The organism is Dyella silvatica, from assembly GCF_026283955.1.
GTDB lineage: Bacteria > Pseudomonadota > Gammaproteobacteria > Xanthomonadales > Rhodanobacteraceae > Dyella_C > Dyella_C silvatica.
This window is the reverse complement of record NZ_JAPDPE010000052.1, coordinates 1-19,062: the sequence shown is the minus strand read 5'-3', so window position 1 is coordinate 19,062 and position 19,062 is coordinate 1. Positions and strand designations below refer to the sequence as shown.

Below are 19,062 nucleotides of genomic sequence, written 5' to 3'. Positions count from 1 at the left end.
TTCTCGAAACGCATAAATACATAGTCATCAAACACAGGAGTTTTTCAAAATGACATACAAATACCCAACCTACGTTCGCCAACACCTCGAAGACGCGGTCAAGCATCAGCACGAATACATTTTCACCCTGGCCACCTGGGACGTGATCGAGCTGGGCGTCTTCAATGACGACGACCAGGCCCAGATCCGTGATGGGGGTCGCTTCGACTTGACGCCTTGGCGCAAGAGCGGTCCGCGCCAAGTGCTGACCGCGCCCACCACCGCGCATGGCATCCTGCTCGACGCCAGCCACATCGCCGGCCATCTGTATCTGCAAATGGAACCGGGCGCGGGGAATGCCGGCGCGGGTGAAATCTCGGCCATGTATGTGCCCCATCCGCCTAGCACCACCGCCACGCGCACCGTGCACGTGGAGCCGCTGACCTGATGGAACCCCCAGAACCGCGAAGGTGCATCGCGTTGGTGGATGCCAACAGCTTCTACTGTTCGGCCGAGACCGTGTTTCGGCCGGATCTGGAAGGCAAAGCCATCGTGGCGCTCAGCAACAATGACGGCTGCATTGTCAGTCGATCCGCGGCGGCGAAGGCCATGGGCATCCCCATGGCCGCGCCCTGGCATCAGGTGCGCGAAGGGGCCCGACGCAAAGGCTGGGAGGTCAAGGCGTTTGAGCATGTCGCTGAAAAGGCCACCGCAATGCTGGCCAACTCCTGGCTGGAAGACCTGATCCCGCGCTACCGAAACGTCAGCTTGATGGACGATGTGGTCCGCATCGAGCAGCTCATCCGCAGCCGATCGGAGGAATTGAAGAACGAAATGGTGGAAGTGAGCCTGCCGTTCGAGGTGACTCCCGATGAGATGGCCGAGTGGGCCGATCATGTGGCCGGTGACTCACGGCAAGAGGGCTTGCAGCGATTGGCCATCAAGTGCTTGCAGCGGCCGGATCAACTGGCCCAGGAAGTGCTGCAACTCAAAGTGGACGCACCGTTAAACGCGATGATCCCCATGGCGATCGTGACGGCCGACGGTTTCACCGATGCCACCATTAGATCCGTGGACAACGACCTGGAAGGTCGCACCTATCAAATGGCCGCGAACCACCTGGGCATCGATGAGGTGTTCGTTCACGCCGCCTTCCAGCGCATCGAGGAAAAGCATGGCCTGACCGTGGACGACCTGGTGGCGGTCATCATGGAGTCCCCCTTCGTGGAGAAAGAACAGGAACACCTGATCCGCATCGGCATCGAGGCGTGGAAGGCGGGCGATGCCATCAAGGCCATTCACGTCCTGGTGCCGCAAGTGGAAGCGGCCTTTCGCGGTGTCTTGGCAGCGTCAGGTGCGTCGGTCAGGCGGCCTCATCCCAAGGTGTCGGGAAGCAAGGTCATCGGCTTCGGAGATGTGTTGAGCCAGCTCCTCTTCAAGGAGGGCGCATTGAAGGACGTGGGCTTCCATCTGCGTGCGCTTTACACCGATCCACGCGCGTTGAACCTGCGCAACAAACTGGCGCACGGTTTGGCGCATGGCGCGACGTTGAACATGGGAACGGCCAACCTGGTCGTGCACTCCTTATTGCTGGTGACTTTGCTGGTGAAGCAGTCAGGGTGAAACCTTTGGCCTTGATCACGAAGAATTGCTTCTTAGGTTTGAGGCGCCGACCGATTCACTGACATATTTCGCGGCACGACAGGGGAGTTCTGAAACATGAAGCAACTTTGGCTGTGCTTGTTGGTGCTCGCGGTAGTGCTTGCCTGGATGAGCGTTGTGGCTTTCCGATTTATTGGGTCCCTGGACCAATATTGTGGCGTGCACCGGAGCGACACGCGCCAGGAGGTGCTCTATCGCCTCGGGTCACCGCCGTCGGTGGTGGGCCCGCCGGAGAAGACTGAATTTGGCATGGGCTCGCCGGTCTACACACCCGGCTCCCAAGATCCCAAGCGGGCGATGCCAGACGGAAAGAAGATCGAAGATTTCCCAGAATGGACTTACGAACTGAACGCCGACGCGACCGTTTCCGTCTACTTCGACGGTCAGGACAAAGTGGAAGGCATCGAGTGCCTCACCGGTCACGCAGGCGGGTGCCCGGATCTGGCCGGCGTTGCCTTCAATGACACCGAAGAGCAGGTGATGCACAAACTGGGCACGCGTCACGTGCGCAGCCAGCTCCTCGGCGTGGCCAAGGAAATCCAGTTCGATGACCTGGGCGTGGTGATCTATTTGACCAAGGATCGCGTCTACATGATGAAGCTGTTGGGCGCGCGTCCAGCAACCGGCGCCGTGTTCCTTCACTACCTGATGGCCCTGCCCGGGCGGCTGATCCCGAACTGATTTGGACGTCGTTGAAAAGGCGATAGGCTGGTGTCACCAACCCGCCAGGAGTTGTTCGATGTCTGTGATCTTTCCACCTCCCGGAAATGATGTGGCGCTGTTCAACAAGAACAAGCCCAAGAAACCGAAAGAGCCGTTGCCGTGGTGGCTCAACCTTGCGTTGTTTCCCTATGCGTCCGCGATCTTCTTGAGCTTCGGCTACATCGGGGCTCAATTCGGAATCATTGCGTTCAATCATCCGGCGGACCCGTATGCTATGGCGGGGATGCTGGTGGGCTTCGTGCTGGGAATGGTTGCGCTGTTGGCAGGCGCCGTCGCTGGCAAGTCCGGATTGAGCCTGCTGGGATTCTCTTGATGTCGTGATGGGTGGGCCACCGTGCCAGGAGTTTTCTGCACGGTGAGCTAAGCCAATGAAAGTTGCCTTATACGCAACTTTCGTTGGCCGCTCTCACGAGCGCGAAGTGGGCGGACGCACCCGACTGCGCGTGGGCACCGCGGCCAGGGCTTCCTCCTGGCGTCGAGCCGCACTGAGGACCTCAATTTCTCGCCACACCTCTTTCCAGAACGCTTCGCTGCGTTGCTGGGCTTTCTTGTAGCGCACGGTGGCCAGCTCCGACACAAACTCGGTGCGCACCGGCACCACCGGGATTTGACGCTGCGGGCGCCAACGCCACCCATTGGGGTTGGCCACCAAGAAGTTGCCTTTCGTGATGAAGCCAACCGGCGCAGTCGTGACGCCACCCTTGTCCGCACCGGGGCCCGTCTTGTTGGCGTAGTCCAGCCGCTTGCCATCGAAGCCAGATTTGTTCTTGGTCGAATTCGACACCTTGGGCTGGATGGCCTCCGGATCCCGGAGTTTCGCCATCGCCTCCACCAGAGCGGACACCCAGATGCGTTTCCCCAGACCGGGGAGTTGGGACACCTTGATGTCGAGCTTCGGCATGTTCCGCCGAAACACCTCGTAAATGCTGTCGATGTTGCCCATGACCCATGCCATGCACTGTGTGCAGGTAGAGCGCTGTTTCCTTGATGGAGAGGGAGCCGCCCAGGCGGTCGGGATATAGCCGAAGAACACTTTCCAAGATGTCTGCAACAGGAGAGGTTTCGGTCATGGGGGCTGGGCCAAATCTGGGTCAAAAAGGGGCTGGACAGCAGGGTAACGCAGTCGGAAATAGTCGGAAACGATCGGACACAAGCCGACAGTCAGGCAACAAAAAACCCTTGAAGGTTTTGGCCTTCAAGGGTTCTTTTTTAGCGTTACTTCACTGAATTTCTTGCTGCCCGCAACTAATCAAAAAACTCAATGAAATCAACAGTCTTGGTGGAGCGGAGGAGGATCGAACTCCCGACCTCTGCATTGCGAACGCAGCGCTCTCCCAGCTGAGCTACCGCCCCACACGAGCCGCAGATACTAGCAGCGGCATCTGGCTGTCGCCAAGTACCAGGGCAGGGGGGGGCGCTTAGCCGGGCAATAAGGCGTGCAGGCGGTCGTGTAGCAGGTCGCGACGCCAGCCTTCGAGCAGATCTGGCCACTCGGTGGTGACTACGTACTCCTCCAGGGCCTTGCGCGGACAAAGCAGGCCGGGGGGTAGATCCAGTTCGATCGCCAGCGTATCGATCAACGGCTTCATGGCGGTCAAGGCCTTCTTGGCTTCGCCTTGCGGGTGTCCGGGGATGATCGCGGTAGCGGCTATTTCATCGTCGGTCACGGCCGGCAGCAGCAGTTCGAACAGTTCGTTTCGTTGTGGTGAGCGCAAGGCGCGCTGTCCACGGCTTCGTTGCTCCAGTTCGCTGGCGGTGCTTGCCGGCTGCTGGGCCAGGCTCATCGCCAGGGCATCTTCGACCAGCCAGGGCCGCGGCCGGTCGAGCGCACGGGCGGTGCGGTCGCGCCACAGCAAGATGCGCCGCAGGCGGGCTTGCTGGGCTCGGGGCCATTCGGCGGCGCCGCGAAAATTGCGTTGTGGCTGCGGATCGCCTTCGCGAAAGCAGGAGCGCTGTTTGAGGCGTTCGCAATCTTCCGCATGCCATGCGCGGCGATCCCGCTGCGTCAGGCGCTCGGTGAGCTGTTCGTGCACTGATTTCAAATGCACCACATCCAGTGTGGCGTAGATGCACTGCGATTCGGTCAGTGGGCGTTGCAGCCAATCGGAGCGGGTCTCGCCTTTGTCCAGTTCCACCCCCACCAGCTCGGCAACCAGGGCGCGATAACTGATGCCCAGGCCCATGCCCACAAAGGCGGCGGCGATCTGGGTGTCGAACAGTTGCTTCGGCCCGCTGGGAAGGAGCGGTGACAGTGTTTCGAGATCTTCGCTGGCGCTGTGCATCACGGTGACGGCCTGGCCGTCGCCAAGCAGCGGGCGCAGCGCGTTACCGATGTCGAAAGCCAGGGGGTCGATCAGCGCGTAGCGTTCATTCCAGCCCAGCTGAAGCAAGGCCAGCTGGGGATAAAACGTATTGCGTCGCATGAACTCGGTATCGAGACCGATCGATGCGTCGTCGGGGACGCCGTCAAGCCAGTGTTCTAGGGCTTCGCGAGAGCTGATCCAGTCGGCGGCCGGGGTCATAGGGGGCATTTAGGTTCCTTCGAAAGCGGATAAACAGGCTCACTCATGATCCTGTCATCGGCTATGGTAAGCGCCGCACCATAGCAGGCTCAAAGGAAGCCACCTCATGCCGAGCAAGGAAACCGTACGTCGTCAGCGCTCTCTTGGCGGGGCTGTCGGTGTGGCTGTGCTTGGCATGGCATTGGTCTATCACTTTTTTCCGCGGGTGTTTCACGTCGATCCGTCGCAGGTGACCGCCAGCCGTGCGATGAACCTGGGGCCGACTTCCACAGCGTCATTCGGTAAAGCGGCATTCACCGCGGCCAATACGTCGGAGATCGATGCCGGGCCGCCGCTGACGCTGGCGCCGACCGAGGTCATTGCGGCCCGCCTTGATCACAAGAACACCCATTTGCCCGAGCAACTCAGCGCCGATACGCCGGAGATCCAGGCCTTGTTGGAGCGCGCTGGCAAGGCGTTGCACGCCGGGCAGCTGGTCGGGGATAAAAGCAGTGCCGCCGCGCTGTACACGCAAGCGCTGAAAGACAAGCCCGATAGTCGCCGCGCGGCCCAGGGGCTTTACGAGGTTCGTGCCCGCCTGGTGGCTGAGATCGGCCAGGATATCGCCGTGGGCGACGCCGAATCCGCGACAGACCTGCTGACGGCCTTGAAAACCCTGCCCAACGCCGAAGAAGACGTGGTCACACTGACCAAGCAGCTGAAGACACTGAATGAGGCGCGCCCCTTGCTGGCGAAGGCTGCCAGCTTGTTGCAACAAGGCAAGGCGGACCAGCCCACGGGCGGCAACGCGCTGGAACTCTACCGCCAGGTGCAGAAGCTCGATCCTGACAATGCCGTAGCCCAGCAAGGCGTGTTGCAAGTGCAGCGGGCAGTGCTGGATCGGGCCTTGGCCGCAGTGGCGCAGAACGATTTCAGTGGGGCCGACCAAGCCCTGGCTGACGCCGCGGCGGTGCTGCCCGCTTCAGTGCAGTTGCATGACGTCCATACCCGCGTCGAAGGCATGCGCAACCAGCGCGCCAGTGGGGTGTTGACCCAGGCGCGCTCGGCCCTGGATGGCGGCAATCTGGCTCTGGCCCAGCAATTGGCCGGGCAGGCGCAGGCGATCAGCCCCGACATGCCGGGGCTGGACGATTTTCAAGTGCGTCTGACCAATGCTCGGCTATACGCCAATTACAAGCCGGGGCAGGTGTTCAACGATCACTATGTGGACATGCCCGGGCAGACGCCGGCGATGTTGGTGATCCCCACCGGCAGCTTCAAAATGGGTGCACCGGACAATGAAGAGGGGCGTAGCGACGCGGAAATTCCACAGCGTGACGTGGCCATCGACAAGGGTTTTGCGTTGGCTCGCTCGGCGATTACGGTAGGCCAGTTCCGCGAGTTCGTTAAGGCCAGTGGCTATCAGCCCGATTCGGTAAAGCTGGGCGGCGCCAGCGTATATGACGAACGCAGCGGCGCCTTGCGCGATGACTCGGATGCCAATTGGCAGGACGACTATGCCGGGCGTCCAGCGGAAGACAAGCTGCCGGTGGTCAATATCTCGTGGAACGATGCCAAGGCCTACGCTGACTGGCTTAGCGAACGCACCGGCAAGCACTATCGCCTGCCCAGTGAGGCGGAGTTCGAGTATGCCCTGCGCGGCGGTACGACAACGCGTTATTGGTGGGGCGGCGGTACGCCGACCAGCAAAGTCGAAAACCTCACCGGCAGCGCCGATCGCTCGCAAAGCGGGCGACGCTGGAGTAATGCCTTTGCCGGTTATCGCGACGGTTACTGGGGGCCAGCGCCAGTGATGAGTTTTGCCGCCAATCCGTTTGGCTTGTATGACATCAACGGCAATGTTTCCAGTTGGGTGCAGGATTGCTGGCACGACAACTACATTCGCGCCCCTCACGGCAGTAGTGCATGGGTCAACCCGGGCTGCGCCGTGCGGGTAGTGCGCGGTGGCTCTTGGGGCAGTTCGCCCAATCAAGTGCGCTCGGCCTATCGGCAGGGTGCCGACGCCAGCGTGCGTAGCGGCAGGGTAGGTTTTCGCGTTGCCCGCGAGTTGTAGCCAAGCTGACGCCAAGCTGACATGGTGCTTACCATCTCCTGCCACAGTCAGCCATGAAAATAGCCGCTATCACACCGCGACGTGTTTTCTTCGAGCCGTAGCTGTTCTTGTTTGATCTGTCGTTCCGATCTATTGGCTTGACTTGACCGTCGCTGTTTAAGACGTCTGAGGTAAGCGCCATGATTCCGGAAAGTGTTCGTTTGTTTGTGCCCTATAGCGCAAGCGCCATGTGGGTGGTCCGCGGCGAAGTGGCTCGCATGGGCACTTACCGCTCTCGCCATGCGCTCAAGGTTGGCCAGGGCTTACGGGCGCCGGCATCCTCCGATCCAGGTTCAGGAAAGCGACGGCAGCTGGCGCGATGTCGTGGATGCCGAGCAGGATCTGCGTTGCGGCTAAGCCTCAGTCTCTGCCCACAATCGCCGGCCGATACCAGACATCACCGCGTGGCTAAGGCGTACACGCGCTGTAGGTAAGCCCCTACAGAACCCGGCCGGGAAAACGAGCTTAATAGCGACGCTCGAGAACCATCCTGTCTTGCACCCATCATTTGGCGGGTGCATTCATCCGGAAGGCTCTGGTCTCGGGTAATGCCCCCTGGGTGGTCGTCCCCCGATCACCCACCTTAGCGCCTCTTCCGGGGCGCTTTTTTTGTCATTCTTAAGCAGCGGCACAAAAAGTGCTGCTGGGCATAGCGGTTTTCCGACATGTTTGAGCGTCAGCTGCGACCCGGCATTTCCGAAAGGCCCGGGTGGCTAAACGACCGGCAGTCATTCAAATTTTACGAAATAACCTGCGCTTGTATTCACTTGGCAGTAATCACCGCGACAGCATGCTCATCGCTCCAATCAGCGTAGAGGTTGTCATGGGAATTCTAGATACCTTGGGTGAAGTTGCAGGTGCCGTGGCTGCTGTCGAGGCTGCTGAGAAACTCGACCCGAATGCCGGGCTGCTGACCAAAGGCCTGGCCGCCGTCGCTGGATTCAAGGGCGCCGGTGCGCTTGAGTCATTAGTCGAAAAGAAGGAAGAGGGTGAGGCTGAGTCGAACAACGCTGATTCGCAAGCTACCGATTCGCAAGCCTGATACTCCTGATCGACCATCGTGAGGCCGGCGATCTATCGATGCCGGCCTTCTTGTTTTATGGATGCCGTCGGAAATGCCGCCAAATGCCGTTGCTCCAGGCATGAAAAAGCCCGCAGTTAAGCGGGCTTTTGAGCGGCTGGCATGGCCCCTTACTTGGTATCTTCATTGGAATCGCGAAAGACGTCTCCGATGACTTGCTAAACGGCGTCACGCACCGCGTCATAGGCAGTAACCGTGTTTGGCTGATCGAACTGCTTACCCATGTGACCCGAACGGCCACCGAGCGTGCCTACACTGCAAAGTGATCTCAGCACAAAGCTGTTAACTAGCGTGAATGAGCATCACAGAATCGGGGTGATTCGGCCCTGTGCAGCCTGCTTCACTACGGTTCTCTAGACTGCGTTAGTGCCATTGGTGCCCCCTTTGGTTGTACTGCGGACATGAGAAAGCCGCCTGGGGGCGGCTCGAGTGTCTAGCGGTTGTTGTAAAAAATCAGCTGGCAAGGCGTTGCAACTGCCGAACGTACCTGCGCTGTATCTTTCGAGAGATATTGTTGCGCATAGTTTCGTAAACTTTGAAATCGCAAAATGTAACGATATCGTTACGATTTTCCTTGTAATCTTGCGATGGCGACTCTTCGTCGCCACAACGATCGCGGCTGCTTACGTCGCGAAAGTAGGTAATCAAGGAGTTATCAAGCAATCAAAGGATTACGAAGGAGCCTTTATGAAATTTGCAAAGGAAACTCTCGCTGCATTGGTCCTCGGTTTTGTCAGTATCTCGGCGTTTTCGACTGGCGCGCCGCAAGAGGCTGCGCCTTACTCCACCACCTCCATCAAACGCACCTTTGTTCTCACCCCTGGTTCGAGCGGTTACAAGGAATGGAAAGCCTGGATTGATCGCGAGAACGCCGCGCAGCCCACTCTGCGTCGTGCTGATGGCACATCGCAGCTCGACGGTGCGGGGCGGGTGACGGTGACTATCCGCAGCGAGACCACGGCGATGTCAGCTGCTGACGTTACGCCTGTTCCACCCGACCGTGGTCCGCCGATGCCGCTTCCAGTGAATGGCACGCCCGGTCAGGAAATCAACATCACGAGCCAGACCTACACTGTTTATCAGGAGTGGAGCTTTACGTGGTCCGGGTCCGCTGTCGACGGTAGTTGGGTGCAAACGGCTTACTACGCGAACAGCTGTGAGTTCCGCGAAGGATTTATCTGCCCACGCGGTATCTGATTTGTTTGGTCGAGAGGCCTCGCTGCGACTGGGCCTCTCGCCTATTTCAGCGTCTTGGTGCGCGAGCATGAGCACTGGCATTGCACGATGCCTATCGCTTTCGCTCGCCTCATCAATCGCATGGGAGCATTTGACGGCACTTGTGGCGAATGTGCGGCGAAGCAAGATGAGTTTGACGGTATCTCGCTCTCCGCGACGGCAACAGACACGGATGCCGCCGGAAAATCCGCCAAATACCGTTAGCTTCAGACATGAAAAAGCCCGCGGTTAGGCGGGCTTTTGAGCTTTCATGGGTCTGGCTGGTATAGCCTGAAACCCTTACTTGGTACCGGTGATAGGACTCGAACCTACACGACATCGCTGCCAGTGGATTTTGAGTCCACCGCGTCTACCATTCCGCCACACCGGCATTCAAGCCGCGCATTATGCACGGTTCAATGGATCGGGTCGAGACCTAATTTGCGTTCTTGGCGCTCATAGCAAAGATTTTCTTTCAGCGGCTTGAATACGGCGCACTGGGTCATCTGGCCCGAGTAAATGTGCAGGCTGACGGCGATGGCGTCGGTGCTGGGATTGCGGATGGTGTGGTACTCGTGCGGCGGGATCAGGCTGCCGGCGGAGCCGGGGCCGGCCTGGATCGAGCCGACCGGCTGAAAACGCCACTGACCGGTTTCGTCGTTGAGCTGCTGGTACTGAACCACCTCGAGCTCGCCGCTCCAGACGCCTTCCACGCACCACATGCCGGAGTGGTCGTGAATGGGGGTGCCTTGGCCTGGGCCCCAGGTCATCGCCACGACGCAATAGCCATGCTCTTCACTGTGGTAAAGCTCGCGCCGGGCGTAGTGATCTTCGGCGGCCTCGAACACACAGTCGGGCAGTTTCACCTCTTTGCTGCGGATCAGCTGGCACAGGCTATGGCGCAGGTGGTCGGTGATGGCGTGAGTGGAGCCTTCGACGACGGCTGCATCAATGGTGTCGATCAGCTTGCGATAACCGGGGAATTCGAGAGTAGACATGGTGTTCTCGTGTGCTTGATGCCGACGCATCTTAGCAGTGTGGCAGTTAGATGAATGTCAGGGCCGCTCACAGGCGCGTGAGAAAGCCGCCAATGGCCCGGCTGTAATTGTCTATATCGACCAGAAAGGCATCGTGCCCCTGGGGCGAATTGAGGGCGACGAATTCAACCGCCGCACCGGCCGCTTGCAGCCCCTCGGCGATTTGTTCCTGCTGCTCCAGTGGAAACAGGATGTCGGTGCTGACACCGATCACCATGGCCTGCTCGATATGGATGCGCTTAAGGCCTTCAAGCACGCTGCCATGGCCATATTCGGCAATGTCGAACCAGTCGCTGGCGCGCGACAGGTAGAGGTAGCTGTTGGGGTCGAAGTTGCGCACAAAACGCTGTGCATGGCCCTCCAGATACGACTCGACTTCGAACTCCCGGCCGAATGGATCCTCATCGCGTTGTTCGGCATCGAGCCGGATGCGGGCGAAGCGGCCGTTCCATTCCATTGCTGAGCGGTAGGTGATGACACCGAGTTTGCGCGCGATGCTCATGCCGGTGTCGGGATAGCGCGCGTTGTCGTAATGGCCTTCGTTCCAATGCGGATCGAGCCGGATAGCCTCGCGCTGCAATGAGCGGATGGCGATGGCAAATGGCTGCGCCTGGGGCGCGGTATCCACGCTGATATGCGTGCGTACGCTGCCGGGGTGCAGCAGCATGTAGGCCAGCGCGCTCATGCCGCCCATGGAACAGCCGATCAGGCAGGCCAGCTGCTGGATGCCTAGATGAGTCACTGCGATGTGCGCCGCGTTGGCGACATCTTCCAGTGCCAGTTCGGGAAAGCTCAATCGATAGGCTTGGCCGGTGGCGGGGTCGATCGAGGCGGGGCAGGTTGAGCCTTTGTCGCTGCCGAGCGAGTTCACGCAAATGACAAACCAGCGTTGCGTATCGATGGCTTTGCCTGGGCCGATCATCGCCTCCCACCAGCCCGGCTCCGGGTCTTCGCTGCTGGAGGTGGCGTGAGCGCTGGGGGACAGGCCGGTGAGGATCAGCAGCGCATTGTCGCGCGCGGCGCTCAGCTCGCCCCAGGTTTCGTAAGCGACATGGGCGCTGTGCAGCTCGCCGCCGCGCTTCATCGGAAAGGGTGAAGGCAGGTTGCAGTAACGGCGAGCGTCGTTCATCAATGAACCTTGTCGATGCTGATTTTGATGGGGGTTTTGCTGTTTACGTCGACCACGCCGGCATCGCCTTCCAGGTCGCCAGACTGGGCGATCGGCTGGCCGCTCTTGCTGATGCGTGCGCCAACGAAAACACGCGGTACCGAGGAGAGCTTGCGCTGCGGGGTCATCGCCATGGCATCGGTCAAGGTTACCGTTGCAGGCAGCGCATCTGCTTGCATCCGCGCCACGGCGAGCGGCATGGGCGGGCCCTGTTCGGCCCGCGCATAGATAAACAGCGTGTCGCCCACAGCCAGCTTATCTTTGAGCGCCGGGGCTAGCGCGACCTGTACTTGCAGCGCAGGTTGTGTGGTTGCCGATGAGCTGGCTTCAGCAGTGGCGGGGCCAGCCCCGGCACGCGCATCGGCCAGCGCAATTTGCTGGGCGACCGATTTGGCGACGCTGGAGCCTGGCTCCAGCAACGGTTGCAGGCGGCGCCAGGTGGCGGCGGCATCGGCATAGTGGTCATGTTGAAAGTCGCTGATACCCAACAGCCATAGCCCGCGCTGATTCTCTGGCTCTAGCTTGAGGGCCTGCTCTAGTAATTCGCGTGAACGCCCATCGATGAGGTGGTCATCGCGCTGCATGGAATCGGCCTCGGCCCAGCCAATCATCGCGGTGGTATTGTTCGCGCTCAGGCGTAATGCCTGGTCGTAAGCTTGGCGAGCGTCAGCGGGGCGACGCATCGCGGCATAGGTTTGCGCGAGCAGCATCCAGCCTTGCAAGTCATCCGGCTTTTGCGCCAGATGCTCGCGCATTTCGGCCACGGCCTGCTCGATATTCAGCGCTGGCTCTTGCGCTTGCGCGACAACACCGTTGAGCGCCACCGGCGTGCCGATCAGCAGGTACAGCCCTGCACTTGCCAGGGGCAGGGCAAAGGCGATCAACAACGCAATGACGAACACACTGCGCGGCCGGCCAAGACGGCGGCCATGGCGTACCAGCGGCAGCAACAGCAGTGCCAGCGCCGTGGCGATCATCGCCGCGGCGGCAAGATAGAAAGCAAGCTTCACCAGTCGTCCTCTTCATTGACCGAACTGCGTTCGGCCGGTGCCGCAGCGATGCCAGCGCGGCTGCGTCTGCGCACGGTGACCACCACTACGGCGGCACCGGCAAGCAGAATCAGCAACGGACCAAACCACAGTAGCCATGTGCTGGGCTTTACCGGTGGGTCGTACAGCACGAAGTCCGAGTAGCGGTCGACCAGGTATTGCTTGATCTCAGCATCGCTTTTGCCGGCCTGCATTTGTTCGAATACTTCGCGGCGCAGGTCACGCGCGAGATCGGCATTGGAGTCGGCCAGATTTTCGTTCTGGCAGACCAGGCAGCGCAATTCACGCGTCAGGCTCTGAAAGCGGAGTTCTTCAGTATGGTTCTTGAACGGTAGCGGCTCGATGGCCTGAGCGAACAACACGCCAGCAAAGAGCAAGGAAAACGACAGGACGAACACGCGGATGGCGCGAAAACCGGTCGACGTCATGGCTGCACCTCTTTGGCCAAGGCAGCGATCGCCGGTTTCAGCTCTTTCTCGATGATTTCAGGAGTCAGTATGCCGATGCGCTTGTAGCGGATGACGCCTTTGCCATCGACCAAAAAGCTTTCCGGGGCACCGTAAACGCCGAAGTCGATCGCCGTGCGTCCTTCGCGGTCAGTGATGATCACGCTGTAGGGGTTACCGTGTTTCTCTAGCCAAGCCTTGGCGTCATCCGGTGCATCTTTGTAGTTGTAGCCGATCAGCGGCACGCCGAGCTGTGGCGCCTCGCTCATCAGTACCGGGTGCTCTTCACCGCAAGCGATGCACCAGCTGGCAAAGACATTGATGAGATACGGCTTGCCCAGCATCGAGACCTTGCTTACCGTTTTGTCGGCGTCATCCAGTGTGGGCAAGACAAAGGCCGGTGCCGGTTTATTGATAAGCGGCGAGGGCACTTCGCGCTGGTCGTGCTGGGTATTCCACCAGATGCCAAAGCCGAGCAACGCCACCAGCAGCAGAAAACCGAAGAATGGCAGTAGCCGGTTCATGCGTGCGATTCCTGCGTGACCACGGCAGGAGATGCCGCGGCCGCGGATTTTGCATCGGCCCGATGAGGGCGGAATCGGCGCTCGCCGGCACTGACAAAACCACCCAGCATCATCAGCAAGCCGCCCGCCCAGATCCAGCGCACGAACGGCTTGTGATAAAGCCGCAAGGCCCAGGCGCCCTCGATGTCGTTCGGATTCATCGGTTCGCCCAGGGCGACATACAGGTCGCGGGTAAATCCGGAATCGATCGCCGATGCGGTTTGTACCTGACCGCGGGTATAGGTGCGTTTTTGCGGATGCATGACGGCGATTAAGCGGCCCTGCCTGGACACGGTCACCACGCCTTGATCGGCGCGCCAGTTGGGGCCTTCGACTTCGTGCACGCCATCAAAACGGAAGTCGTAACCGCCGACGGTTTCGGTCTGGCCGGGCGCCAGGCGTACATCGCGTTCGACATTGAGCGATTCGGTCAGCAACACGCCGGCAAGAAACACGCCGACGCCGAAATGCGCCAGCAGCATGCCGGCCATTTCAGCAGGGTAACGGCGACCGCGGGGCATCTCACGCCAGCGCTTGAACACATAAAGCAGAGTACCGAAGCCACACCACACCGCGGCGGCCACGCCAGCGATGGCCTTGCCCTGGCCGTCGGTTACCCAGGCAGCGACGACGGCGCAGGCTACGGCCGCCATGCCGGCACGCAGCAACAGGCGCTTCAAGGGTGGCACGTCACTTTTGCCCCAGCGTAGAAACGGGCCAAACGGCATCAGCAACACCACCGGCAGCATCAGCAGGGTAAACAGGAAGCCGAAGTAGGGTGGGCCGACCGAAATCTTGCCCAGGTTCAGCGCGTCGCCGATCAAGGGGAATAGTGTGCCGAGCAAGACCATGGCGGCTGCCACGGTAAACATCAGGTTGCCGATCAGGACCGCGGTTTCACGCGAGACCACGGCGAACGGTTTGCCACCGGCGACCTTGGGTGCGCGCAGCGCATAAAGCAGTAGCGAGCCACCTACCACGATGACCAGGAAGCAGAGAATAAACAGGCCGCGTTTGGGGTCGGAAGCGAAGGCATGCACGGAAGTCAGTACGCCCGAGCGCACCAGGAAGGTGCCCAGCAACGACAGCGAGAAGGCGAAGATCGACAGCAAGATGGTCCATGCGCGCAGCGAGCCGCGTTTTTCTGTCACCGCTTGTGCATGCACCAGGGCGGCACCGACCAGCCACGGCATGAAGCTGGCATTTTCGACCGGGTCCCAGAACCACCAGCCGCCCCAGCCCAGCTCGGCGTAGGCCCACCAGCTGCCGGCGACGATACCTGCCGAGAGAAAGCCCCAGGCGATATTGGTCCAGGGTCGTGCCCAACGCACCCAGGCCAGTTCCAGCTCGCCGCCGAGCAGCGCCGCGATGGAGAACGCAAACGCCACCGAGAAACCCACATAGCCCATATAGAGCACGGGCGGATGGAAGGTCATGCCGGGATCTTGCAGCACTGGGTTCAAATCACCGCCGTCAGGCGGCATCGGTAGCAGCCGTCCAAAGGGGTTGGAGGTAAAGATGATGAAGGCGAGAAAGCCGACAGCGACCAGACCCAGCACACCCAGCACACGCGAGACGAACACTTCAGGTAGATGCCGGCTGAAGGCGGCCAAGGCCACCGTCCACAGATTGAGGATGAAGATCCACAACAGCAGCGAACCTTCATGCGCCCCCCAAACCGCCGCAATGCGGTAATACCAGGGCAGCGCCAGATTGGAATTATCAGCGACGTAGCGAACGGAGAAATCGAATTGCAAAAATGCCCAGGTCAGGATGCCGAAGGCCAGCGCCACGAATACTGCCTGGCCCGCGGCCGCTGGTCGGGCTACCGCCATCAAGGCGCGGTTATTGCGCCAGGCGCCAAACAGCGGCAATGCGCTTTGCGCCATGGCCAGCAGCAAGGCGAGAATAAGGGCGAGTTGGCCGAGTTCGGGAGTCATTGAGCAGGCATCCGCAGTGGAACATGGACAGCAGCGTGGCGGTGCGGTGCGGGCATGGCAAAGACGCTCCGTGGATAGGGCAGGCGATCAGACATGGTGGTTTATCGGTTTCCCATGCCGGCTTCTCCTGCGGCGGTTTCATCGACCTTCTTACCTTCATGTGCCTTGGCCATCGCGTCTTTCAGCTCTTTAGGCATGTAGGTTTCATCGTGCTTGGCCAGTACTTCGGTGGCGATGAAGTGGGCGTTGTCCATATGGCCGGTAGCGATAACCGATTGGTTGTCGCGAAACAGATCGGGAAGAATGCCGGTGTACTCGACCGGCATCTTGCCGCTGGCATCGACCACGGTGAAGGTGACCTTGAGTGAGTCGCTGCTGCGCTGGATCGAGCCGGCCTTGACCATGCCGCCGAGACGAAAAGTCTTGTAACTGTTCGCTTGGCCGGTTTGTATCTGACTTGGAGTGAACAGGTAATTCATGTTCTGCTGCAGCGCGAACACGGTCAGCCCGATAGCCACGGCTGCGGCTGCGAAAATCAGAAGAACCAGGGTAAGCCGGCGTTTGCGGGTGGGATTCATGGTGTGCTCATGGCGGCTGGCTTCAAGACGAAGCTGGCGGAGTGCGGGTCACGCGATCTTGACGTGCGGTTTGACGGGCGAGGCGGCTACGCAATTCGCGCAGGTTGCGGCGACGACGTAGCGATGGCGCGATGAAGTCGGCGATCAACACGATAAAAAACACCGCATAGGCGGGCCAGATATAAGCGGCGTATCCGCCCATCGCAAAGAACGAGCTCATGGCGCGGCCTCGTCTTCGGCGATTTTGCGCACCCAGTCCTTGCCGCTTTCCATCGCCAGCAGATCCACGCGCGCGCGACCGAACAAACTGGCGAGGTAATAAAACTTGGTTGCCGCCATCATCGTCAGCAGCGGCCACAACATATCGCCGCTCATTTTGGACGGACCGAGAATACGGATGGTCGACCCCTGGTGAAGGGTGTTCCACCAGTTCACCGAGAAATGCACGATCGGTACGTTGATGATGCCGATGATGGCGAGAAAGGCGGCGGCCCGAGCACCCTGACGGCGATCCTCAAACGAGTGGTACAGGCCGATCACGCCCAGGTACAAAAACAGCAGCACCAGCTCCGAGGTCAGCCGGGCATCCCAGGTCCACCAGGTGCCCCACATCGGCTTGCCCCACAGCGAGCCGGTGACCAGGGTGATGAAGGTGAAAGCGGCGCCGATGGGGGCTGACTCCATGGCCACCACTTCAGCCAGCTTGATCCGCCAGACCAGGGCGATAAACGAGGCTATCGCCATCACTCCATAGATAAACAAGCTCATCCAGGCGCTGGGCACATGGATGAAAATGATTCGATAAGCATCGCTTTGCTGGTAATCAGGCGGGGCCAATACCAGGCCGCCGTATAACGCGACCGCACCCAGCAGCACGGCGAACGCCAGCATCCACGGGCGCAGCAGCCCCGCGAAGCGGTAGAAAATCGGCGGTGAGCCGAGCTTGTGCAACCAGAGTGGGATCCAGTTAGCCATAAGGCCTCATGCGTCCAGAGCAATGCGAAGGGCAGCAGCACAAGCCAGCGGCGCCAGGACCAAGGCCAGTGCCAACGCGGCGCCTAGCCAAGCGATAGGTGCAAGCCATGGCAGCCCCTGTTGAGCCGCGGCAACCGCGCCGGCGGCGAAGATCACCACTGGCACGCACAGTGGCAGCAGCATCAGGGCCAGCAGCATACCAGAGCGTCGCGTACCGGCCGTCAACGCCACCAGCACAGCGCCAAGCAGGCTAAGCAGCGGGGTTGCCAGTAACAGCGCCAGCAGCAGCACCGGCATGACCGCGGTAGGCAGGTGCAGCATGCCGGCCAGCAAGGGTGCGGCCACCATCAGCGGCAATGCGGTGCCCAGCCAATGCGCAAGAATTTTCATGCCGAGCATCAGCGCCAGCGGTTGCGGGGCCAGCACCAGTTGTTCCAGCGAGCCATCTTCGATGTCACTGCGGAACATAGCGTCCAGTGCCAACAGCATGGCCAGTAGCACGGTGACCAGAACGACACCACCGGCAATGCGCTGCAGTAACGCGTCTTCTGGCCCCAGCGCGAACGGGAATAACGTGGTGACGATGAGTGCGTACAACACCGGCATGGCGATATCGCCACGGCGCCGCCAGGCGAGGGTCAGGTCGCGACGGAGTACGGCGGTGCAGGCGCTGGCGAGCGATGGCTGACTCATGCTGCTTTGACCGCTGCTTTGACCGCTGCTTTGAAGCGGGACGCCGACGTATGCATCTTCGATGTGGCGCTATGCATGCAGACGAATCCGTTTGGGTTCGCCGCTGAGAAAGCTCACGGCGCCGTGGCTGGTGATCAAGGCAGCGCCGCCGCGGGCTGCATGTTGCTCGACCAGGCGATTGACTAGCTCAATGCCGATACGGTCGAGATTGGCATAAGGCTCATCCAGCAGCCAAAGCGTGGCGGGCAGCAGCAACAGGCGAGCCAGCGCGGCACGCTTTTTCTGCCCGGCAGAGAGGCGGCGTACCGGTTCGTCTTCATAGCCTGCCAGGCCGATCTGCGCCAATACGCCGTCGGGATGGCTGTTGTCGCGCGTACCGTAAAGGCCGCTGGCGGCAGCCAGGTTCTCGCGTGCGCTGAGATCGCTCTTCAAGCCCAAATGATGGCCGAGGAACAGGATTTCGCCGCTATAGGCATCTCGCTGCCAAGGGGCGCCGCGCCAGCGCAGCTCGCCTTCATCGACGTGCAGCAATCCGGCCAGCACTCGCAGCAAGGTGGTTTTGCCGCTGCCATTGTCTCCTTCGACCAAGGCCACTTCGCCGGCATGCAGGCGAAAGTCCAGCGGGCCGAATACCGGCTCGTCCTGGCGATAGAAAGACAAGGCCCGCGCTTCGAGCAGAAGCGGAGCGGTTAAGGTGGTGACCGTCATCCGGGCGATTGTCCGCAATGCTTACCGCGCTTGTCCATGCGGCGCACTGCCGCTAAAGCTGGCGCAGGCGGGCAAGATCGCGGCCCAGGCCGTAGACATAGGCGTTTTGTCGGTAGTGTCTGGCTAGTGTGTCCAGTGCCTCGGGGGTGGGGCCGATCACCAGCAGGCTGGGTTCTCGCCAGCCGTGGATACCCACGCCGAGCGCCGGACGGATCCTTATCGCCTCCGTTAGTGCGCCTAGATCAGCCAATAGTTGTCGCTGCGCCAGCCGATTGGGCAGTCGGGGTAGCTGCTGTGAGCGCGGATGCCAGGCGGTGACAAAGCCCCAGTGCTGCGCGCCGATCAACACATGCAATGCGGCGGGCAACGGTTGCTCGATGCGGATACTTGCCCAGCCGCCCTGTACCAGGCGCACCCGATAATCGGTGGCCCGATAAGCGGCGAGCAGGGTTTCATCCATGGCGCAGGTTGGGCAGCGGCGGCAACCTGGATTGCACGGCGGCAACCGCGGCGTTCAAGTCGATGCTGCTGACATCGGTCGACCCTTGCAGCAACTGCTGCAATAACTGATCTTGCGCGCGACCTCGCTCCAGCGCATAGGCGTAGGGCAGGTGGGTGAAGGTGACCATGC

At 60.6% G+C, this 19,062-nt stretch carries 21 protein-coding genes and 2 tRNA genes; 7 read left to right on the top strand and 16 right to left on the bottom strand.

What is annotated here, in order from left to right:
* The first annotated feature begins 49 nt into the window (after window positions 1–49).
* From OUZ52_RS11815 to OUZ52_RS11800, 4 genes are all read left to right on the top strand, one after another.
* Complete coding sequence (locus OUZ52_RS11815) at window positions 50–427, top strand: hypothetical protein (protein ID WP_266158598.1); 378 nt, start codon at window positions 50–52, stop codon at window positions 425–427.
* 35 nt (window positions 428–462) lie between these two features.
* The gene (locus tag OUZ52_RS11810; RefSeq protein WP_266158612.1) at window positions 463–1,602 is read left to right on the top strand and encodes a DUF4209 domain-containing protein; all 1,140 of its coding nucleotides are present in this window, start codon (window positions 463–465) and stop codon (window positions 1,600–1,602) included.
* 96 nt (window positions 1,603–1,698) lie between these two features.
* Window positions 1,699–2,322: a hypothetical protein gene (locus tag OUZ52_RS11805; protein WP_266158597.1), complete on the top strand. Its 624-nt coding sequence runs from the start codon at window positions 1,699–1,701 to the stop codon at window positions 2,320–2,322.
* A 58-nt stretch (window positions 2,323–2,380) separates the two neighbouring features.
* Window positions 2,381–2,677, top strand: coding sequence for a hypothetical protein (locus OUZ52_RS11800; RefSeq protein WP_266158596.1), 297 nt, complete (start codon window positions 2,381–2,383; stop codon window positions 2,675–2,677).
* A gap of 93 nt (window positions 2,678–2,770) precedes the next feature.
* On the opposite strand, the gene OUZ52_RS11795 is transcribed toward OUZ52_RS11800, so the two are convergent.
* The 3 genes from OUZ52_RS11795 to rnd all read right to left on the bottom strand — a co-directional run bounded on the left by OUZ52_RS11795 (window position 2,771) and on the right by rnd (window position 4,895).
* Window positions 2,771–3,307: a hypothetical protein gene (locus OUZ52_RS11795; RefSeq protein WP_266158595.1), complete on the bottom strand. Its 537-nt coding sequence runs from the start codon at window positions 3,305–3,307 to the stop codon at window positions 2,771–2,773.
* A gap of 334 nt (window positions 3,308–3,641) precedes the next feature.
* A tRNA-Ala gene (locus OUZ52_RS11790) sits at window positions 3,642–3,717 on the bottom strand.
* A 65-nt stretch (window positions 3,718–3,782) separates the two neighbouring features.
* The gene (rnd, locus tag OUZ52_RS11785; protein WP_266158594.1) at window positions 3,783–4,895 is read right to left on the bottom strand and encodes a ribonuclease D; all 1,113 of its coding nucleotides are present in this window, start codon (window positions 4,893–4,895) and stop codon (window positions 3,783–3,785) included.
* Between the two features lie 97 nt (window positions 4,896–4,992).
* Here rnd and OUZ52_RS11780 point away from each other — a divergent pair, with 97 nt between their 5' ends.
* The 3 genes from OUZ52_RS11780 (at window position 4,993) to OUZ52_RS11770 (ending at window position 9,256) form a co-directional block, all read left to right on the top strand.
* Complete coding sequence (locus OUZ52_RS11780) at window positions 4,993–6,939, top strand: formylglycine-generating enzyme family protein (protein ID WP_266158593.1); 1,947 nt, start codon at window positions 4,993–4,995, stop codon at window positions 6,937–6,939.
* 748 nt (window positions 6,940–7,687) lie between these two features.
* Window positions 7,688–8,020 (top strand): hypothetical protein, encoded by a 333-nt coding sequence (locus OUZ52_RS11775; RefSeq protein ID WP_266158592.1) that lies wholly within the window; start codon window positions 7,688–7,690, stop codon window positions 8,018–8,020.
* Window positions 8,021–8,488: 468 nt separating this feature from the next.
* Window positions 8,489–9,256, top strand: a complete 768-nt coding sequence (locus OUZ52_RS11770) for a hypothetical protein (RefSeq protein WP_266158591.1) — start codon at window positions 8,489–8,491, stop codon at window positions 9,254–9,256.
* Window positions 9,257–9,579: 323 nt separating this feature from the next.
* Here OUZ52_RS11770 and OUZ52_RS11765 read toward each other — a convergent pair.
* The 13 genes from OUZ52_RS11765 to OUZ52_RS11705 all read right to left on the bottom strand — a co-directional run bounded on the left by OUZ52_RS11765 (window position 9,580) and on the right by OUZ52_RS11705 (window position 18,891).
* Window positions 9,580–9,665, bottom strand: a tRNA-Leu gene (locus tag OUZ52_RS11765).
* A 25-nt stretch (window positions 9,666–9,690) separates the two neighbouring features.
* The gene (locus OUZ52_RS11760) at window positions 9,691–10,272 is read right to left on the bottom strand and encodes a cysteine dioxygenase family protein (RefSeq protein WP_266158590.1); all 582 of its coding nucleotides are present in this window, start codon (window positions 10,270–10,272) and stop codon (window positions 9,691–9,693) included.
* A 67-nt stretch (window positions 10,273–10,339) separates the two neighbouring features.
* Window positions 10,340–11,440, bottom strand: coding sequence for a homoserine O-acetyltransferase MetX (gene metX / locus OUZ52_RS11755; RefSeq protein ID WP_266158589.1), 1,101 nt, complete (start codon window positions 11,438–11,440; stop codon window positions 10,340–10,342).
* Complete coding sequence (locus tag OUZ52_RS11750) at window positions 11,440–12,489, bottom strand: tetratricopeptide repeat protein (protein WP_266158588.1); 1,050 nt, start codon at window positions 12,487–12,489, stop codon at window positions 11,440–11,442. The genes metX and OUZ52_RS11750 overlap by 1 nt, the downstream gene beginning before the upstream one ends.
* Window positions 12,486–12,956 (bottom strand): cytochrome c-type biogenesis protein, encoded by a 471-nt coding sequence (locus OUZ52_RS11745; RefSeq protein WP_266158587.1) that lies wholly within the window; start codon window positions 12,954–12,956, stop codon window positions 12,486–12,488. The genes OUZ52_RS11750 and OUZ52_RS11745 overlap by 4 nt, the downstream gene beginning before the upstream one ends.
* Window positions 12,953–13,498, bottom strand: coding sequence for a DsbE family thiol:disulfide interchange protein (locus OUZ52_RS11740; protein WP_266158586.1), 546 nt, complete (start codon window positions 13,496–13,498; stop codon window positions 12,953–12,955). The genes OUZ52_RS11745 and OUZ52_RS11740 overlap by 4 nt, the downstream gene beginning before the upstream one ends.
* Window positions 13,495–15,477 (bottom strand): heme lyase CcmF/NrfE family subunit, encoded by a 1,983-nt coding sequence (locus tag OUZ52_RS11735; RefSeq protein WP_266158585.1) that lies wholly within the window; start codon window positions 15,475–15,477, stop codon window positions 13,495–13,497. The genes OUZ52_RS11740 and OUZ52_RS11735 overlap by 4 nt, the downstream gene beginning before the upstream one ends.
* Window positions 15,478–15,578: 101 nt before the next feature.
* Complete coding sequence (gene ccmE / locus OUZ52_RS11730; RefSeq protein WP_266158584.1) at window positions 15,579–16,055, bottom strand: cytochrome c maturation protein CcmE; 477 nt, start codon at window positions 16,053–16,055, stop codon at window positions 15,579–15,581.
* 22 nt (window positions 16,056–16,077) lie between these two features.
* The gene (gene ccmD / locus OUZ52_RS11725) at window positions 16,078–16,275 is read right to left on the bottom strand and encodes a heme exporter protein CcmD (protein ID WP_266158583.1); all 198 of its coding nucleotides are present in this window, start codon (window positions 16,273–16,275) and stop codon (window positions 16,078–16,080) included.
* The gene (locus OUZ52_RS11720) at window positions 16,272–17,030 is read right to left on the bottom strand and encodes a heme ABC transporter permease (RefSeq protein ID WP_266158582.1); all 759 of its coding nucleotides are present in this window, start codon (window positions 17,028–17,030) and stop codon (window positions 16,272–16,274) included. The genes ccmD and OUZ52_RS11720 overlap by 4 nt, the downstream gene beginning before the upstream one ends.
* A 6-nt stretch (window positions 17,031–17,036) precedes the next feature.
* Window positions 17,037–17,723, bottom strand: coding sequence for a heme exporter protein CcmB (gene ccmB / locus OUZ52_RS11715; RefSeq protein WP_266158581.1), 687 nt, complete (start codon window positions 17,721–17,723; stop codon window positions 17,037–17,039).
* 69 nt (window positions 17,724–17,792) lie between these two features.
* Window positions 17,793–18,431, bottom strand: a complete 639-nt coding sequence (gene ccmA, locus OUZ52_RS11710; protein WP_266158580.1) for a cytochrome c biogenesis heme-transporting ATPase CcmA — start codon at window positions 18,429–18,431, stop codon at window positions 17,793–17,795.
* Between the two features lie 52 nt (window positions 18,432–18,483).
* Window positions 18,484–18,891 carry a DUF3293 domain-containing protein gene (locus tag OUZ52_RS11705; RefSeq protein ID WP_266158579.1) on the bottom strand — a complete coding sequence of 136 codons (408 nt, stop codon included), beginning with the start codon at window positions 18,889–18,891 and terminating at the stop codon, window positions 18,484–18,486.
* Window positions 18,892–19,062 lie beyond the last annotated feature (171 nt).

Excerpts from the sequence above, each read along its gene's own strand:
- ccmA (WP_266158580.1), bottom strand. The coding sequence starts at position 18,431 with ATGACGGTCACCACCTTAACCGCTCCGCTTCTGCTCGAAGCGCGGGCC.
- metX (WP_266158589.1), bottom strand. The coding sequence starts at position 11,440 with ATGAACGACGCTCGCCGTTACTGCAACCTGCCTTCACCCTTTCCGATG.
- OUZ52_RS11745 (WP_266158587.1), bottom strand. The coding sequence starts at position 12,956 with ATGACGTCGACCGGTTTTCGCGCCATCCGCGTGTTCGTCCTGTCGTTT.
- OUZ52_RS11735 (WP_266158585.1), bottom strand. The coding sequence starts at position 15,477 with ATGACTCCCGAACTCGGCCAACTCGCCCTTATTCTCGCCTTGCTGCTG.
- ccmB (WP_266158581.1), bottom strand. The coding sequence starts at position 17,723 with ATGAGTCAGCCATCGCTCGCCAGCGCCTGCACCGCCGTACTCCGTCGC.
- ccmE (WP_266158584.1), bottom strand. The coding sequence starts at position 16,055 with ATGAATCCCACCCGCAAACGCCGGCTTACCCTGGTTCTTCTGATTTTC.
- OUZ52_RS11760 (WP_266158590.1), bottom strand. The coding sequence starts at position 10,272 with ATGTCTACTCTCGAATTCCCCGGTTATCGCAAGCTGATCGACACCATT.
- OUZ52_RS11795 (WP_266158595.1), bottom strand. The coding sequence starts at position 3,307 with ATGGGCAACATCGACAGCATTTACGAGGTGTTTCGGCGGAACATGCCG.
- rnd (WP_266158594.1), bottom strand. The coding sequence starts at position 4,895 with ATGCCCCCTATGACCCCGGCCGCCGACTGGATCAGCTCTCGCGAAGCC.
- ccmD (WP_266158583.1), bottom strand. The coding sequence starts at position 16,275 with ATGAGCTCGTTCTTTGCGATGGGCGGATACGCCGCTTATATCTGGCCC.
- OUZ52_RS11800 (WP_266158596.1), top strand. The coding sequence starts at position 2,381 with ATGTCTGTGATCTTTCCACCTCCCGGAAATGATGTGGCGCTGTTCAAC.
- OUZ52_RS11740 (WP_266158586.1), bottom strand. The coding sequence starts at position 13,498 with ATGAACCGGCTACTGCCATTCTTCGGTTTTCTGCTGCTGGTGGCGTTG.
- OUZ52_RS11705 (WP_266158579.1), bottom strand. The coding sequence starts at position 18,891 with ATGGATGAAACCCTGCTCGCCGCTTATCGGGCCACCGATTATCGGGTG.
- OUZ52_RS11805 (WP_266158597.1), top strand. The coding sequence starts at position 1,699 with ATGAAGCAACTTTGGCTGTGCTTGTTGGTGCTCGCGGTAGTGCTTGCC.
- OUZ52_RS11815 (WP_266158598.1), top strand. The coding sequence starts at position 50 with ATGACATACAAATACCCAACCTACGTTCGCCAACACCTCGAAGACGCG.
- OUZ52_RS11780 (WP_266158593.1), top strand. The coding sequence starts at position 4,993 with ATGCCGAGCAAGGAAACCGTACGTCGTCAGCGCTCTCTTGGCGGGGCT.
- OUZ52_RS11720 (WP_266158582.1), bottom strand. The coding sequence starts at position 17,030 with ATGGCTAACTGGATCCCACTCTGGTTGCACAAGCTCGGCTCACCGCCG.